Below are 15,451 nucleotides of genomic sequence, written 5' to 3' on the forward strand. Positions count from 1 at the left end.
GTTGGTTTGTTGCTTTTTGAAATAGAAACAAAAAACCAGAAGGGAAGTGATTTTATGAATTATTTGGTAGTTAAAAATCTCGATATTATGGTGATCGTTATATACTTTATAGCGGTTATCGGCAATGGCATCTACTGGAGCAGGAAGGCAAAGCAAAGCAACGATTTTCTGCTGGGTGGCAAATCCTTCGGCATATTCTCCACTCTCTGTACTCAGGGCGCGACAATGAAAGGCTCTGGGGCTCTGATGGGGTACAGTGCGGGAGCCTACGTCAGCGGGACTGGAGTTCTCATTTCCAGCCAATGTTACAGCCTCGGCGCATGGGGAGCCATACTTTCCGGAATTGCACGGAAACTTAAAAAATGTTCCAATATCATAGACATACGCAGCTCAGGCGATCTTTTTCTCAGAAGGTTCGACAGTCCCCTGCTAAAAAAACTATCGGGACTTGGCGGCGCGTGGCTGGCGCTGTCAATAATGAGTGGAAATATGGCGGCGGTCGGACTGCTCATACATCTGCTATTTAACAAATACGGGCTAACCTTTGAGGCTTCACTCATTATCGGCATGACAGTTACAATCATCTACACAACTCTCGGCGGCCTAGTCTCTGTTGTTCACAACGACGTGCTGCAATGGCTGATCATGACGCCGCTAATCTTCATTGTCGTTCCGGCGATGCTAATAATATACGGCGGGGCGACACCGACGGCGATCCATGCCGCGCTGAATGCGGAACAATATTTCTCCTTGAGACCTAACATCTGGTGGCTGGGTTATCTTTTAAGCGGTGTATTGGCGGCCTGCTGCGACGTAAACCATCTTACAAGATTTATCACCGCCAAAGATGAGAAGACCGCCGTCAAAGGAAGCATGCTTGGCTTCACCTTCTGCACTCTGCTTGCCGGGCTAGTGATCTTCTTCGGCCTTACTGCGGCGATGCTCATCGAACCATCCGTTGTCGCTTCAAATAAAGACGGCGTGATCCTCGCCCTTATTTCTAGGATACTGCCAGCAGGCCTCGTCGGCCTCTTTATCGCGGCAACTCTCGCCATGACCATCTCTACGATCGACTCAAACCTCAATACCTCCGTCCTTTGCATAATGGTCGACATTCTTGAACCCTCGCTGCCCAAGGAAACAACGGAAAAACAGAAACTTTTCTATTGCCGCGTAATCAACTTTATCATCGCCGGACTCTCAATATTCTTCGTACTTAAAGTCAAGGGGATCGTGGCAATAATGGGAATGGGGTTCAACGTCTACTCTTCGGCGTTCTTTGTTCCGCTTATGTCCTGCATGTTCTGGAAAAAGGCTACGAGAAACGGCTGCCTTAGCGGGATCGTCTCCGGAGGTCTTATGGCAATCATCGCCATTAACATGAAACTGCCGTTACCCGTCGTGTTGGGCGTAGCTGTCTCGCTGGTATTGACAATTTTAGTCTCCTTGGTCACCTGCAAAGGCAATGCAAAGAGAGGCCTGCTACCGGGGTTCAGCGACAGCGGGCAAAAGATCGACCGTCAAGTATTTATAGCTTGTATGCTCGGAGCCTCCGGTTCACTGATTTTTTCTATCGGCGTGGGGATGTGGATAAACTGGATTTGTATTTTTATTGGCACGGCGGCAATGTATTTCTGCGTACGTATTCTCGATAGAGCGTTTTCAGAGTATCAGCTAAGCGCCTAGAAGAAAAACCAAAAAGGTTTGTCCATTAGCCTGTATCATGCTTCGGAAGAGGCCCTGCCGAGGTAAATGGTACGGGCCTTTCTTGATGCGACAGTAAAAACAGGCCATAGCGCATCTCCGCAGGATCACCGGAAGAAAACCGGCAGATCGCGGGAGCCTTCGGGGAAATTTTCGAAATAGAATCATAGCGGGAAAAATAACGCCCGGGAGGGACGAAAATGGAAGATTTTATATATTCCTATAAAAAGATGTTCGCCAACTACTTCGTTTTTGAGGGCAGGACCTCGCGGACGGATTACTGGCGGGCGGCGGCGGTCAATATCGTCATCGGCCTCGCCCTCCTGCTGCTGAGGCACTTTCTACCGGCTTTCGGCCTCATAAGCTATCTCTACGGCCTCGCCGCCGCCGTACCGGTCCCCGCGCTAACGGCGCGCCGCCTGCACGACGCCGATAAGAGCGGCTGGTGGACGCCGACCGCCTTCTTTCCGGCGCTCAACATCGCGCTGGTCGCCTATTGCTGTCTGGCGGAGGCAAGCCGCGGCCGGAACAGATTCGGATATTAAAAAACTGCGGCCTCCGATTACCACTAACGGTACAGTCAAAGACGATATACATAAAGAACGCGATCGGCAAGTTATATGAGCAGATCTCGGACAAGCTTGGTATAGAGCCGCTTCATACATACAGTATGAGGGTAGAACTGGGAAGAGCGCTTCATAATAAAATTGCGCGGTAATCTGCGCACTACGCTGAATTACACTTGGTAAAGAGAGCTTAACCCTTGGTATTAGCGGGGCAAGCTCCCTTTTTTACCCATTTTCATGACAAAGTCAGGAGGGACCATCGTCTGCCATGACAAAAACCCTTCGTAAGATGGACTGCTCAGCCTTCCTACGGAGGGCGTCTTTTATATACTTACCGTATATTTTTTATTATATTTACACTTTCGATATAATTGATACCGCGCCTTTTTTGTTCGTCTATTACGAAATTATAGAGTTTATCCGACGCCGCCAGCTTTTCCGGAGCTATCACACCCTTTTCTTTTATCAGGCCGGAAGTCACCGCATGCGCAAATATCGAACAGGTGAGCCCGGTACAGCGCCCCATCGAATTATTCCATGACGCCTCGTCAAACCGGTCATAGAGATCCCACGTGTATGTAACGTAATCACGGCCCTTATACCCTTCGACGACTATTTTCATGATCGTCAAATCTCGGTCGCCTGCTTCAGGGTCCATCTTCCACATGGGAAAAAGGAGGTCGCAGGCAACATCACGCGGCCTGAGCATGTTTCCCCCTAGAAGCCTCTTTTCCTCGTCAAAGAGCCCCATCGTACGCAGAAGCCGCATCTGCTCAACATGCCCTGGCCATCTCATGGTACGTTCCTGCATGTTCCTCGCCTTTATGTTCTTCATAAGAGAACGGAGCCCGTCGGTAATGAAGGTCTCAAGGGTACCGACTTTGGGAAATTCCTCAATATCCAGATCACCCATCGCCTCTATTACCACCGGCTTGAAATCGCTGATGTAGCGGGCTGGCCGTGTATATTCCTCTATAACGTCGGTCGCAGACCATGTAATCTGATAGTTGAACGGAGGAATTTTCTTTTCGGGAATGCCGCCGACGCATATTACCGCCTTCTCCACTTCGTCGAGCAGAGCGGCCCCGCGCCCCACGAGAAAATTCGACATGCCGGGCGCGACACCGATATCCGGCACCACAGTAACGCCATTTTCCTTTGCCAGTCCGTCAAGCTCCTCAAAATCCTCCGGCATGAACGATATATCGCAAAAATTTTTCCCAGACTTTATCACGGCTTCCATCATCGCGTTCCCAAAGCGCCCAGGGACCCCCGCGGTAACTATATCAGCGCCCTTCAATATACCTGAAAGTTTTTGGGCGTCGGTACATGAACAGACGGCCGTTTTCACAGTGGGGTTTTTTGCCTTTATTCTCTCGAGCACGCTTTCGTTTAGATCCACCACGGTAACGTCAAAATCATTGCTCATATCGCCAGCGATGATATTCCCCACAAGCCCTCCGCCGATTTGTACTGCCTTCATAGATAACGCCTCCTGTCGGTGATGTTTTTTATTACAATTCCACTATTTCCTGATGTATCTTAACGTTTCTCTTCTTTAACTCGTTTATAAATATTTCTACGGCCTTGCCGTTTTTCCCGACCATCTCCGGAGGGTTGACTCCTGGGTTGTTAAGAATACCTTCGGCGATCAATTTTCCCACAATGACACACGGAAAGCCGGTCGTTCTGGACATGGACGGGTAGAATGTTTTCATGTCTTTTTCATCATACAGGCTGAACTGATACTGCAGACGCCGGCCGTCTTTTCTGCCCGTAACTTCGATATAATAAAACGTAAATTCGTTTTCATCTTTTTTAAGTTCCATTTTCGGGTAGGCAAGCCCGGCAAACACATCTCTTGGCCGCACGCTCATTCCGTTGATATTTACCGGCGTCAAATCAAATAAGCCTATTTCACGAAGGAATTCCATCCGCGCCGCGGTACCTGGATATCTTAGGGTATACTCCGTTACGTTGGGGCTGGGGATCGTATCGAGAAGCGTTCTAGAACCGTCTGTGAAGAATCCTTCCATTTGCGGAAGTTTCAACCCGGGTATCTTGAAATCAATAGTTTTACAACCGGAAAGCGCCGGCACGCTGACAATTTTACCCTCTTTTTTTATCCTTGCTGGCCGCACGTATTCTTCCACAAGGTCATCGAGAGAAAAGACAAGTTTATAATTGAATGGCTCTTGAGGAGAAAGCGGCAATCCTGTAACATAATAGGTGACATCTTCCACCTCATCCAGCTGATCACAGGCATATCCTATCAAAACGCTTGAAGATCCTGGAGCGACGCCTACGTCTTCAAAGGCGGTGACTCCGCATTTTTTCGCCTCGGCATCCCAGTCGCGATAGTCTTCTCCCATAAATGAAATATCGGACATATTGACGCCTGCCTTTATCACGGCACCGACCATCTGGTAGCCAAGAGCGCCGGGAACCGCGCCTATCACAAGATCCTGCCCCCTGACTGCCTCCGTTATCGATACTGGAGAGGCAAAATCGACTTCGCTTTTTCCCGTGATCTTCCCTTTCGATCTCTTGATAGTTTCTTCAAGTTTCTCTTTCCTCACATCACAAACTGTTACGTCATAGCTCTCGTCCGCCGCCATATCAAGCGCCATCACAGAACCTACGAGCCCATTGCCAAGTACAGTAACTTTTTTCTTCATTGCAAAATTCCTCCTCTTTCAATCGGTTCATAAAGAAATGTTTTTTACTGTTCTTTCTTTACATGAAACACAAAAACACCCATATATCCAAACACCACCGCAACCAACGGATTTACCCAGTTCAGGACAGCATAGGGAGCGTATGAGAATGCCGCCGTGCCCAGAGTGGCCGACATATAAGCTCCGCATGTCGTCCATGGTATGAGCGGGGAAGAAAGTGTGCCGGCATCCTCAAGCGTTCTCGACAGCATGTGTGGGGCCAGTCCGGCTCTCTCATAGGCCGGTTTCATCAGACGCCCGGGCAGCACTATTGCTATATATTGGTCCCCTACGAAAAGGTTCACTCCTATACACGACACTACAGTGGCAGCAATAAGATTCCCGGGTCTTGAGAGGACCCTGGCGGAGGCGTTCAGAATAACGTTCAGGTACCCGACAGCTTCAAGTATCCCTCCAAACCCTATGGCTATCCAGCTTAACGAGATAGTCCACATCATTCCCTGCAATCCGCCGCGTGTCAGAAGAGTGTTGACCATTTCCGCAATTTGATCGCCAAAGACATCCGCCGATACCGTCCCCGTATATCCATACTGCGCCGCGCTAATAATATTCGCAAAACTTTCGCCCTGAATAAACATTCCGCACAATGCGCCAGCAACTATCCCAAGCATCATTCCAGGAATGGCAGGAACCTTCAAAAGGGTAGAGACTATAACGATAACTGGCGGCAGCAACAGGAATGGGCTGATCAGCTGTACGGACGCAAGCGCTTTTCTTATCTCAAAGACTCTCGTGGGGTCATAATTTCCCGAAATATTGATCGAAAGAGTAATCACGATAAAAATCATTAACGTTATCGCGTAACTGGTACCAGTCGTATAGAGCATTGATTTAATATGATCGTACAGCTTTGCGCCGGATACCGCCGGCGCCAAATTCGTCGTATCCGAGAGAGGGCTCATTTTATCGCCGAAATACGCCCCGGATATCACCGCCCCTGCCGTCATACCCGGAGATATTCCCAGCCCCGCCCCCACTCCCATCAACGCAACGCCGATACTGGCGGCGGTCCCCCAAGAAGACCCAGTAGCCAGCGAGACGATGCTGCAGATCAACAGAGAAACTATCAGGAATGTTTTAGGCGTTAAAATGGCAAGTCCGTAGTCAATCATAGTGGTAATCACGCCCGACGTCATCCAAACGCCGATCATGATCCCCACCATCATCAGGATAAAAAAGGCGGACGTCGCCGCGTTGACAGCCGATACATATCCATCCTCCAAGACCTGCCATTTATTCCCCAGGCGCAGTCCCAGAACAATCACGATGAGAATACAAACGAATAAAGGGATATGAGCGTCCAGTTTCAATTTCACAACACAAAACATCACGATCGCCGCTACGGCGGCAATTATGGCAATTGACTCAAAGAGGCCTGGCCGCCTGCCGTGAGGGCTGTTTTTTTCAGAAAGATGATTCAACAATATACACCTCCAATTAAATGGTTTTTTCAAATAAAATATAAAAATGTTTTTATTAAGTGATAAAATTATATAGTTTTGTATGAATTATTTACATATTTTTTAACCCCTATTGCACACATTAAAAAGAATATATTGTCTGTTATAATCATATAAAAAGAACATTGCCCTGTATATACACTATAAATTTTTGAAACCTGCGACAATCGGGTATAATATCTTACATCAATGAACGATTAACGATATATTCTTTACACGGAGAAGGGTTGCAGGCCTAATATGTAAGACTAAATAAAAGGTGGTGAGATACCTTGGGACGCGGCAAAATTATTAATCTGGATAAAATCGGATGGGAAATTTTAAATGAGTTACAAAAAAATCCACGGATATCTTACCGGGAGATTGGCAGAAAGGTCAATTTATCCTGTTCCTCTGTTCTGGAGCGTATTCGGAGAATGGAGGAAGACGGCATCATACAGGATTATCAGGTCGTCCTAGATACGCAAAAGGTAGGATATATGATACAGGCGATCATAAAAATCAAGATCTATTCTTTAAATGACGAAGATATCCTTCTAAAAAAGCTTCGCTCAAATATTTATGTCCGGCAACTTTGGGTCACAACAGGCGACAGCGATTTTATAATGGAAGCCGTTTTTCCAGTTATGAAGGACATGAATGATTTCCTTGTGATACTGGGCAAGCACGGGCGGACATTTTCATCTGTAGTCATAAACAAACCAATTTTCAACAAACGCCTATACTCCTTAAATAGTCAGGAAAACAGAATAAACGATTAAAAATATGATTTGCAGCAGCGTACCTACCAACATCATATCTCCCGCACCACGCGGCAAGGGCTGCCGTAGGCGACGCTTCCGGCGGGGATGTCGCGCGTTACGAGACTGCCCGCGCCGACGACGCATCCGTCGCCGATGGAGACGCCGGGCAGGATGATCGTGCCGCCGCCTATCCAGACGTGCGCGCCGATCGTTACCGGCGCGGTACAGGTGACGGGGAATTCAAAACCGTCGACAATATGCTTTTCCTCCCAACGCGCTTCCGGCGTCATTGGATGAAAGGCAGTATATATCTTCACATCGGGGGCGATCAGTGTGTAGTCACCTATCGTTATCCTGTCGTCGTCAAGGAAGGTGCAGTTCATATTGATAAAGCAGTTTTCGCCGAGAAAGATATTTCCTCCGACATTGGCATAAAAGGGCGAACGGACGCAGAGCCACTCCCCGCGGCCTCCGAGAAGCTGCGTGAGCAGGGTATTTCGCCGCTCTTTTTCACCGTTCGGCGTTCCGTTGAGTTCCAGCAGCAGTTCCGAGCAACGGCATATCCGCGCCACCAGTGGATCTCCTCCATAATTTCCCGCGCTGTTTTCACCCATCGTCAATTCCCCCGCTCATGATGCTGCCTTGCCGCCCACACGCGGCGGAGCGGCATACTCGCTCATTTTACCCCGTGTTCTGTTCAAATTCATCACTACCCATCGACAGGACATCGTATTGTGTATCCTTATTTTGCATCGTTATTTTGTGTGGAAAGGCATATGGGAAAACAGGCATCCATCAATATAAACAGTGTGATGCTATACTACGCTAAAAAGCAAATTTCATGCCTGCGTTAAGGACAACCGAACATGCGATGCTATGCATCTCTATATTGCGTTACAAATTTTTTATACCAACCTCTTTCAAATAATTATATGTTCCATCATAAAATTCTCTTTTGCGGGAAATATCGGTATCACTACCTAATGGGATAAATATAGCCATACCTTGCCGTGCCCGAGTGAGAAGTACGCGATAGGCGTTTTTAAGGTATAGGCGTTTTTCTTCAGAGATTACATTATTCCAGCGATTACCTACAAAATTATTGCGACTCCATTGTTCATTGGAAAAACGGAAGTCCGCACCCCAAGCAACAACGGAATAATCCAATTCTAGGCCTTGTATATCAAATTCTGTAACGACATCTTCAAGAGCATAACTAGAACGCACATCATCTTTTCCATTTAGGAACCAGTTAGCAACGTCAATGTCGTTCTTTACGAAAAGACCTTCTGCCTTCAGTCTAAGAGCGCCACTACTTGCAAGTAGGCCGTATCTGGTAGTACCTTGAGAATGTTCTCGTACCCATTCTTTGGCTTTTTTTAGATCTCTGGTGATTACAATAGGATAGTTATTCTTTATTCGCTGATATAACTGTTGTGCTCCTTTGGTATTTACATCAAGAACTGCTTTCACAAACGCTGCTAGTTCCGGCGTTCTGAAGGAACGTACTGAAGTAGATAGATGCATTTTGTCTCTTTTATAAACTTGAAGTTTGGAGATCATACTTTCCCACCTCCGACCACGGCGATATTCATCATCGTTTAGTTGAGGTGTGACATATATATCCCAATTTGAAAAGGAACGTCGTAGAGAGTCAAACCATTCAGGAAGGCCAGCTTCTCCCGTGTTTATCTCCTGTCCTCCGCCAACGAGACAAATGATAACTGCCCAGTCTTTGTGGCGATCCATCGTGCTGATTAAAAACTCCGGCTCGCTGTATGGAAATTCCATAATATCTTTTTTTGTGGACATGAATTTTTTAATCATATCATGAGTCCAAGCACGCTGTGCTTCGTCAAAGATAACGACATGCTCGGGCGGAATATTCTCATTTTCCACAAAGGAATCCCGATATTTATGAATAATCTGTATGAAAGCAACTGTTTCGCGCAGTGCTGTTGCTTTAGATATTTGGTTGTTTTGTTGTGCTTTTTGTACGACCTCATCGCGTGCCAGAGCTTCTTGAAGCACTGTTACAAGAGGATAGTTGCCCGACAGAAAAACTGCACGTTCTCCGGTTTCCGCATTTGAACGTTCAATAGCAATATTTAAACCTACCAAAGTCTTTCCTGCACCTGGTACTCCCGTCACAAAGCATATTGATTTTCTTTTTTCTTTTTTACTGTAGTCAATTATCTTATTAATTTCGTCAGTAGTAACTGTCAGGTTTTCTGCGCCAGCATCACTTCTTGTAATGTCATGCACGTTGTGCCCTTGGTACAATGCTTGGGCTGCTTCAACAATCGTTGGTGTAGGGTAATAGGCCGAAGTTTCCCATTTGTTATAGTCAAAATCTGGTTCATCATTATAATGTGACGTTACAGCATGAATCGCGTTAGCAATATTACTCGCATTACAGCAAATTGGTTCAAGAATACGTTCATGTTCACAAATAACACAAGGCATTGCGCTAGCTTCCGTAGGAATCATAATCGGAACCAGCAATTTATCAAGGCTTTCTTTATGAAAATTACGAAGGTCCAATGCATAATCACATACTTGGTCGGAGGTTGACTGCCGATAGTTTGCGTCACCACACTTGAATTCCATGAGAAAGACAATGTTTTGATAGAGTAAAACAGCATCGACACGTTTACCCATTCTGGGAATGGTGTATTCAAAAATGATCTTGCCACCATAAAAATCCCGTAGTTGCCCTTTTAAAATTTTAATTTCACTTTTCCAAGAATTGCTTTGTAATGGTGGCGTTTCGGCAGAAGAATTATTAGAATTTATGGCTCCAAATATTCCAACCTCAGACCGACAAAGAAAGTCTTGAATCGATGCTGAATAGTAGGCTCTTTGATTCCTAATGATCCTTCACTCCCTAACAAAGTAATGAAGTTATATTGTAAATCCAATGACGTAGATCATAAAGGGCCACTTCTTAGAAGAGGCGGCCCTCTTTAATATATTTACCAAATTTTTACTGCTTCTTCAGCACGCCGCCCTCTACTCCCGAGGTGGCGAAGGCGCGGTAGCGGTTGAGGAAGGGGCTGTCGACCTCCTGGACGTGGGGGACGAATTTCCGACGGCGCTCTGCGAGCACCTCTTCCGCGACGTTTAAGTCGAGGCGTTTTTCCGGGATGTTGATCGATATTTCGTCGCCCTCTTCAACGAGGCCGATGGGGCCGCCGACCGCCGCTTCGGGCGAGACGTGGCCGATCGCCGCGCCGCGCGTCGCGCCGGAGAAGCGTCCGTCGGTGATGAGCGCGACGGTGCCGCCCTTGCCCTGGCCCATGATCGCCGAGGTGGGGCCGAGCATTTCGCGCATCCCGGGGCCGCCTTTCGGACCCTCGTAGCGGATGACGACGACGTCGCCGTCGTTGATCTTGTTGGCCATTATCGCGGCGCTCGCCTCTTCTTCACAGTCAAAAACGCGCGCCGGTCCGGTGTGTACGAGCATCTCCGGGGCTACGGCCGCCTGTTTGACGATAGCGCCGAGCGGCGCGAGGGTGCCCTTCATGAAGGCGAGCCCCCCCTCTTTATGGTGCGGATCTTCCAGCGGGCGGATGACTTCCGCGTCTGTGACCTTTGCGCCGGCGACGTTTTCCGCCGTCGTCGCACCGGTCACCGTTATCGTTTCGCCGTCTATGAGGCCGGCCGCAAGCAGCTGCGCCATCAGGGCCTGCACGCCGCCCGCGCGCCAGAGGTCTTCGATATGATGCGCGCCTCCGGGGCTCATCGAGCAGAGATGCGGCACCTTCGCGCCGACTTCGTTGAAGATATCCAGCGGCAGTTCAAGCCCCGCCGCCCAGGCGATCGCCGGCAGGTGGAGCGAGGTGTTGGTCGAGCCGCCGAGCGCGAGGTCCACCGCAACGGCGTTTTTGAAGGCCTCTATCGTGAGAATGTCGCGCGGACGGATATTTTTTTCGACAAGGTTCATTATCGCGCGCCCCGCGTCTTTTGCAAGGCGGATGCGTCCCGCGTGCACGGCTGGGATCGTCCCGTTGCCGGGCAGGCCGAGGCCGAGCGCCTCCATCATGCAGTTCATCGTGTTGGCGGTGAACATGCCGGAGCAGGAGCCGCAGCCGGGACAGGCGTTGTCTTCGATATCCTGGAGCGCCGCGTCGTCGATCTTTCCCGCGCCGCGCTGTCCGACGCCCTCGAATACGCTGTTCAGGTCAAGAGTGCGTCCCTTGTGCTGTCCCGCCATCATCGGGCCGCCGGAGATGACGAGCGCCGGCAGATTCAGCTCCGCCGCCGCCATCGCCATGCCGGGGATGATCTTGTCGCAGTTTGGCACGAGTACAAGTCCGTCAAGCGCGTGGGCGCGGGTCATGATCTCGACCGAGTCCATGATGAGCTCGCGGCTCGGCAGCGAGAATTTCATTCCTTCGTGGTTCATTGCGATGCCGTCGCAGACGCCGATGACGGGAAATTCTATCGGCAGGCCTCCCGCGGCGTAGATGCCGGCTTTGACGGCCTCCGTTATCGTGCGCAGATGCACATGGCCGGGGATGATCGCGTTATAGGCGTTCGCCACGCCGATCCATGGGCGCTCTATCTCCCAGTCCGTGTAGCCCGCGGCCTTCAGCAGCGAACGGTGGGGGCTGCGAAGGTATCCTTTTTTCGCTTTATCGCTGTTCAATTCACTGTTCACTTCCTATCCTGTGACCATATTGTCTAACGAGTTTCCGGGGTATACCATCGGCACGACGAGGGCTCCCTGCGGTATCCTGACGTCGACCAGCGCGGGGCCCGGTTCGGCGAGCGCCTTTTCCAGCGTCTGGCGCAGCTCTTCGGGACGCGAGGCGGAGTAGCCCGGGACTCCCATCGCCTCCGCGATCTTCACAAAGTCGGGCGTACGGTTGTATATCGTGTTCGAGTAACGGTGGTCGTAGAAGAACTGCTGCCACTGCCGCACGTTTCCCAGGCAGGCGTTGTTGAGCAGGATCACCTTGACGGGAATGTCGTAACGGGCGCAGGTATCAAGTTCCTGTATGTTCATCATCAGGCTGCCGTCGCCCGCGATGCAGCAGACCGTCTGTCCCGGACAGGCGTATGCCGCCCCCATCGCCGCGGGGAAACCGAAGCCCATCGTGCCGAGGCCGCCGGAGCTGAGGAAGCGGCGCGGGGCCTCCACGCGGAAATGCTGCGCGGCCCACATCTGGTTCTGCCCGACTTCGGTCGTCAAGACGGCTTCGCCTTTCGTAAGGTCGTGAAGCGTCTCCAGTACCTGCCAGGGCGCGATCTCACCGCTGTACTCGTGGCGCGGCATCGGTTCCTTCTCACGGACCTCGGATAGGTGTCTGTTCCATTCGCCGTGGTCGGCGATCTTTTTCTTCATCGCGTCGGCAAGCGCCTCAAGGACGCGGGCGGCATCGCCGACAAGGTAGACGTCGGTCTCTATCGCCTTGTCTATCTCCGCCGCGTCGAGGTCGATATGGATTATCTTCGCGTCGGCGGCGAAGCGCTGGCGGTTTCCCGTCGTACGGTCGCTGAAGCGCGAGCCGATGGCTATGATGACGTCCGCGCCCATCAGCGCGCGGTTCGCGACAGGATGACCGTGCATTCCCGCCATGCCGAGCGCAAGCCCGCTCGGGTGAGACTCCGGAAAGGCGCCCTTGCCAAGCAGCGTCGTCGTGACGGGGATCTCATATTTGAGCGCGAAATCTATGAGCAGCTCGGAGGCCCCGGAACGGATCACTCCGCCGCCGGCGAAGATCACCGGGCGTTCGGCGTGCTCTATGAGCGATACCGCCGCTTCAAGCTGCGACACGTCGTAGAGGTTTTCCGGATGATAACCCAGGAAGTCAAGCTCGGTCGAATATTTATAATCCCCCATGCCCTTCTGGACATCGGCCGGCACGTCGACCAGAACGGGGCCGGGACGCCCCGTAGAGGCGATGTAAAAGGCCTTGTGTATCGTAGACTGCACCTGGTCGGGGGTACGCACCTGGAAACTGTGTTTGACAAGCGGGAGACTCGCGCCGATAATATCCGCCTCCTGAAAGGCGTCCGTGCCGATCATCGTCGTCGCCACCTGTCCGGTGATCGCCACCATCGGCGCCGAGTCAAGGTTTGCCGTGGCGATTCCCGTTACAAGATTCGTGGCGCCGGGGCCCGAGGTTGCAATGCAGACTCCCGGCCTGCCGCTCGTGCGGGCGTAGCCGTCCGCCGCGTGCGAAGCCGCCTGTTCGTGGCGCATCAGTATGTGGTTTAGTTTTGAATCATAAAGAGCGTCATAGAGATGGATGACCGTACCGCCCGGCAGCCCGAAGACGGTGCTTACCCCTTCGTCTTCCAGCGCCTTGACGACCATCTGAGCCCCGTTCATTTTCGCCATGTAAAATGCTCCTTTTTGCTTTTTTGTTTTTCTTTTTCCGTTACGTATGTGAACGGAAATTTTAGGATTAGATGGGCCAACTCCTAAGTAACTTGGCTTTGCGCCCCCGGAGCCGCACTAATGGTGCGGCGAGGACGGCGCAAGGCCAAGTTGCGACGGAGATGGCCCATATAAGCCTAGAATTTCGGGACTTCTTTCTGCTCCATCCACGGCATCATCTTGCGCAGCTCTTTGCCTACGGCCTCGCAGGGAGCCTCCTGTGCCGCCTTCGCCCACTTCTTCATGCGCGGGCGGCCGGTCTGGTTCTCGAGTATCCAGTCGCGCGCGAAGGTGCCGTCCTGTATTTCGGTAAGAAGCTGTTTCATCGCTTTGCGCGACTCTTCGCCGATGACGCGCGGGCCCGCGGTCATGTCGCCGTATTTCGCGGTGTCGCTGATGCTGTAGCGCATCCAGCTCATGCCGCCCTCAAAGATCATGTCTACGATGAGTTTCATCTCGTTGATGCATTCAAAGTAGGCCATCTCGGGCTGGTAGCCGGCATCGACAAGGGTCTTGAAGCCCTGCTGCATCAGCTCCGTCACGCCGCCGCAGAGTACGGCCTGCTCGCCGAAGAGGTCGGTCTCGGTCTCCTCGCGGAAGGTCGTCTCGATGATGCCCGCGCGTCCTCCGCCGATCGCCGAAGCGTAGGCGAGCGCGAAATCCTTCGCCTTGCCGCTGGCGTCCTGATAGATGGCGATGAGGCAGGGAACGCCCTTGCCCTCTTTATACATGGCGCGCACCATATGTCCTGGGCCCTTCGGGGCCACCATGAATACGTCGTGCGACGCGGGGGGGACGATCTGTCCGAAATGCACCGCGAAACCGTGCGCGAAGAGGAGCTTCGCCTCGGGCTTCATATTAGGCATCACCTGATTCTTGAAGATATCGGCCTGCATGTGGTCGGGCATGAGGAACATGATAAGATCAGCGATCTTGGCCGCCTCCGCCACCGTGTAGACCTCAAATCCGTCGGCCTCGGCCTTCGCCTTCGACTTGCTTCCCTCGTGCAGCGCGATGATCGCTTTGACGCCGCTGTCGCGCAGGTTCTGCGCATGGGCGTGTCCCTGGCTGCCGTAGCCGATGACCGCCACCGTCTTGCCGTTCAGAAATTCGAGGTCCGCGTCGCGGTCGTAATAAACCTTTGCCATAATAGAAAACACTCCTTAATTAGAATTTTATGTATATCGCTATAAGTGGGTCCGCGGATCGATAAACCGCGCCGACGAACTTAGTAGTTTCTCTGATAATACCGCCGCTAATTTTCAAAACCGGTGCGCGCGAGCGCCACCTGTCCCGAACCGGCCGTTTCGAGGATGCCGTACGGTTTGAGCGCCGCCATGCAGGCCTCCACCTTGCCGCGGTCGCCCGTGACCTCGAGCGTGATCGCGTCCGAGCCGAGGTCCACCACGCGGCAGCGGAAGATCTCCGCCGTCTGCAGGATGTGGGGCCGGCGTTCGACCGGAGCCATGACCTTGACGAGCGAGAGCCAGCGTTCGACGAAAGGCCCCTCCTTGGTGAGATTCTGCACCTCGATGACCTCGATCAGCTTCATCAGTTGTTTGCGTATCTGGTCATATACCCCCTCTTCGCCCTCGATGATTATCGTGAAGCGCGAAAGGCCGGGGACGTCGGTGCGTCCGACGCTCAGGCTCTCGATATTATATCCGCGGCGATAGATGAGGCTCGCGATGCGCATGAGCACGCCCGGACTGTCCTCGGAAACGATGCTGAAAGTACTCTTCAATCTTAAAACGTCCTTTCTCAAAAAACTTTTTATTGATAACCTCAGACGGCGCAAAACAGCTGGCCGATATTGCCCCGCACACCACAACTTCGCAACAAAAAAAAGACC

12 protein-coding genes are annotated in these 15,451 nt (G+C 51.5%); 3 read left to right on the plus strand and 9 right to left on the minus strand.

Annotated elements, in window-relative coordinates; all coding sequences use genetic code 11:
* Positions 1-54 precede the first annotated feature (54 nt).
* Both CLOEV_RS14070 and CLOEV_RS14075 read left to right on the plus strand, forming a co-directional pair.
* Positions 55-1,686 carry a sodium:solute symporter family protein gene (locus CLOEV_RS14070; RefSeq protein ID WP_169732231.1) on the plus strand — a complete coding sequence of 544 codons (1,632 nt, stop codon included), beginning with the start codon at positions 55-57 and terminating at the stop codon, positions 1,684-1,686.
* Positions 1,687-1,904: 218 nt separating this feature from the next.
* Positions 1,905-2,249: a DUF805 domain-containing protein gene (locus CLOEV_RS14075; protein ID WP_051485130.1), complete on the plus strand. Its 345-nt coding sequence runs from the start codon at positions 1,905-1,907 to the stop codon at positions 2,247-2,249.
* 352 nt (positions 2,250-2,601) lie between these two features.
* Here the strand turns inward: CLOEV_RS14075 and CLOEV_RS14080 are convergent, their stop codons facing one another.
* The 3 genes from CLOEV_RS14080 to nhaC are packed head-to-tail and all read right to left on the minus strand — an operon-like array spanning position 2,602 to position 6,429.
* Positions 2,602-3,753 (minus strand): saccharopine dehydrogenase family protein, encoded by a 1,152-nt coding sequence (locus CLOEV_RS14080; protein ID WP_034444515.1) that lies wholly within the window; start codon positions 3,751-3,753, stop codon positions 2,602-2,604.
* 31 nt (positions 3,754-3,784) lie between these two features.
* The gene (locus CLOEV_RS14085) at positions 3,785-4,948 is read right to left on the minus strand and encodes a saccharopine dehydrogenase family protein (protein ID WP_034444517.1); all 1,164 of its coding nucleotides are present in this window, start codon (positions 4,946-4,948) and stop codon (positions 3,785-3,787) included.
* A 44-nt stretch (positions 4,949-4,992) separates the two neighbouring features.
* Entirely contained in the window at positions 4,993-6,429 is a 1,437-nt protein-coding gene (gene nhaC, locus CLOEV_RS14090) for a Na+/H+ antiporter NhaC (protein WP_034444520.1), read from the minus strand.
* A 311-nt stretch (positions 6,430-6,740) separates the two neighbouring features.
* Between nhaC and CLOEV_RS14095 the strand changes: the two genes are divergently transcribed.
* Positions 6,741-7,229, plus strand: a complete 489-nt coding sequence (locus tag CLOEV_RS14095; protein ID WP_084482448.1) for an Lrp/AsnC family transcriptional regulator — start codon at positions 6,741-6,743, stop codon at positions 7,227-7,229.
* Positions 7,230-7,261: 32 nt separating this feature from the next.
* On the opposite strand, the gene CLOEV_RS14100 is transcribed toward CLOEV_RS14095, so the two are convergent.
* The 6 genes from CLOEV_RS14100 to ilvN all read right to left on the minus strand — a co-directional run bounded on the left by CLOEV_RS14100 (position 7,262) and on the right by ilvN (position 15,343).
* Positions 7,262-7,825, minus strand: a complete 564-nt coding sequence (locus CLOEV_RS14100) for a sugar O-acetyltransferase (protein WP_034444521.1) — start codon at positions 7,823-7,825, stop codon at positions 7,262-7,264.
* Between the two features lie 280 nt (positions 7,826-8,105).
* A complete protein-coding gene (locus CLOEV_RS14105; RefSeq protein WP_245591137.1) occupies positions 8,106-9,872 on the minus strand; it encodes a DUF2075 domain-containing protein in 1,767 nt (588 codons plus the stop codon).
* Between the two features lie 325 nt (positions 9,873-10,197).
* Complete coding sequence (gene ilvD / locus CLOEV_RS14110) at positions 10,198-11,862, minus strand: dihydroxy-acid dehydratase (RefSeq protein WP_034444525.1); 1,665 nt, start codon at positions 11,860-11,862, stop codon at positions 10,198-10,200.
* Positions 11,863-11,877: 15 nt separating this feature from the next.
* The gene (ilvB, locus tag CLOEV_RS14115) at positions 11,878-13,560 is read right to left on the minus strand and encodes a biosynthetic-type acetolactate synthase large subunit (protein WP_008708904.1); all 1,683 of its coding nucleotides are present in this window, start codon (positions 13,558-13,560) and stop codon (positions 11,878-11,880) included.
* A gap of 176 nt (positions 13,561-13,736) precedes the next feature.
* On the minus strand, positions 13,737-14,747 hold the full coding sequence (gene ilvC, locus CLOEV_RS14120) for a ketol-acid reductoisomerase (RefSeq protein WP_008708903.1): 1,011 nt from the start codon (positions 14,745-14,747) through the stop codon (positions 13,737-13,739).
* Between the two features lie 107 nt (positions 14,748-14,854).
* Positions 14,855-15,343, minus strand: coding sequence for an acetolactate synthase small subunit (gene ilvN / locus CLOEV_RS14125; protein WP_008708902.1), 489 nt, complete (start codon positions 15,341-15,343; stop codon positions 14,855-14,857).
* Between the last annotated feature and the right edge of the window lie 108 nt (positions 15,344-15,451).

The sequence above is a fragment of the Cloacibacillus evryensis DSM 19522 genome (genome assembly GCF_000585335.1).
GTDB classification, from domain to species: domain Bacteria; phylum Synergistota; class Synergistia; order Synergistales; family Synergistaceae; genus Cloacibacillus; species Cloacibacillus evryensis.

What these genes read in the sequence shown, in the direction of transcription:
- CLOEV_RS14070 (WP_169732231.1), top strand. Translation starts at nt 55, where the DNA reads ATGAATTATTTGGTAGTTAAAAATCTCGATATTATGGTGATCGTTATA.
- CLOEV_RS14075 (WP_051485130.1), top strand. Translation starts at nt 1,905, where the DNA reads ATGGAAGATTTTATATATTCCTATAAAAAGATGTTCGCCAACTACTTC.
- CLOEV_RS14080 (WP_034444515.1), bottom strand. Translation starts at nt 3,753, where the DNA reads ATGAAGGCAGTACAAATCGGCGGAGGGCTTGTGGGGAATATCATCGCT.
- CLOEV_RS14085 (WP_034444517.1), bottom strand. Translation starts at nt 4,948, where the DNA reads ATGAAGAAAAAAGTTACTGTACTTGGCAATGGGCTCGTAGGTTCTGTG.
- CLOEV_RS14100 (WP_034444521.1), bottom strand. Translation starts at nt 7,825, where the DNA reads ATGGGTGAAAACAGCGCGGGAAATTATGGAGGAGATCCACTGGTGGCG.
- CLOEV_RS14105 (WP_245591137.1), bottom strand. Translation starts at nt 9,872, where the DNA reads ATGGGTAAACGTGTCGATGCTGTTTTACTCTATCAAAACATTGTCTTT.
- ilvB (WP_008708904.1), bottom strand. Translation starts at nt 13,560, where the DNA reads ATGGCGAAAATGAACGGGGCTCAGATGGTCGTCAAGGCGCTGGAAGAC.
- ilvC (WP_008708903.1), bottom strand. Translation starts at nt 14,747, where the DNA reads ATGGCAAAGGTTTATTACGACCGCGACGCGGACCTCGAATTTCTGAAC.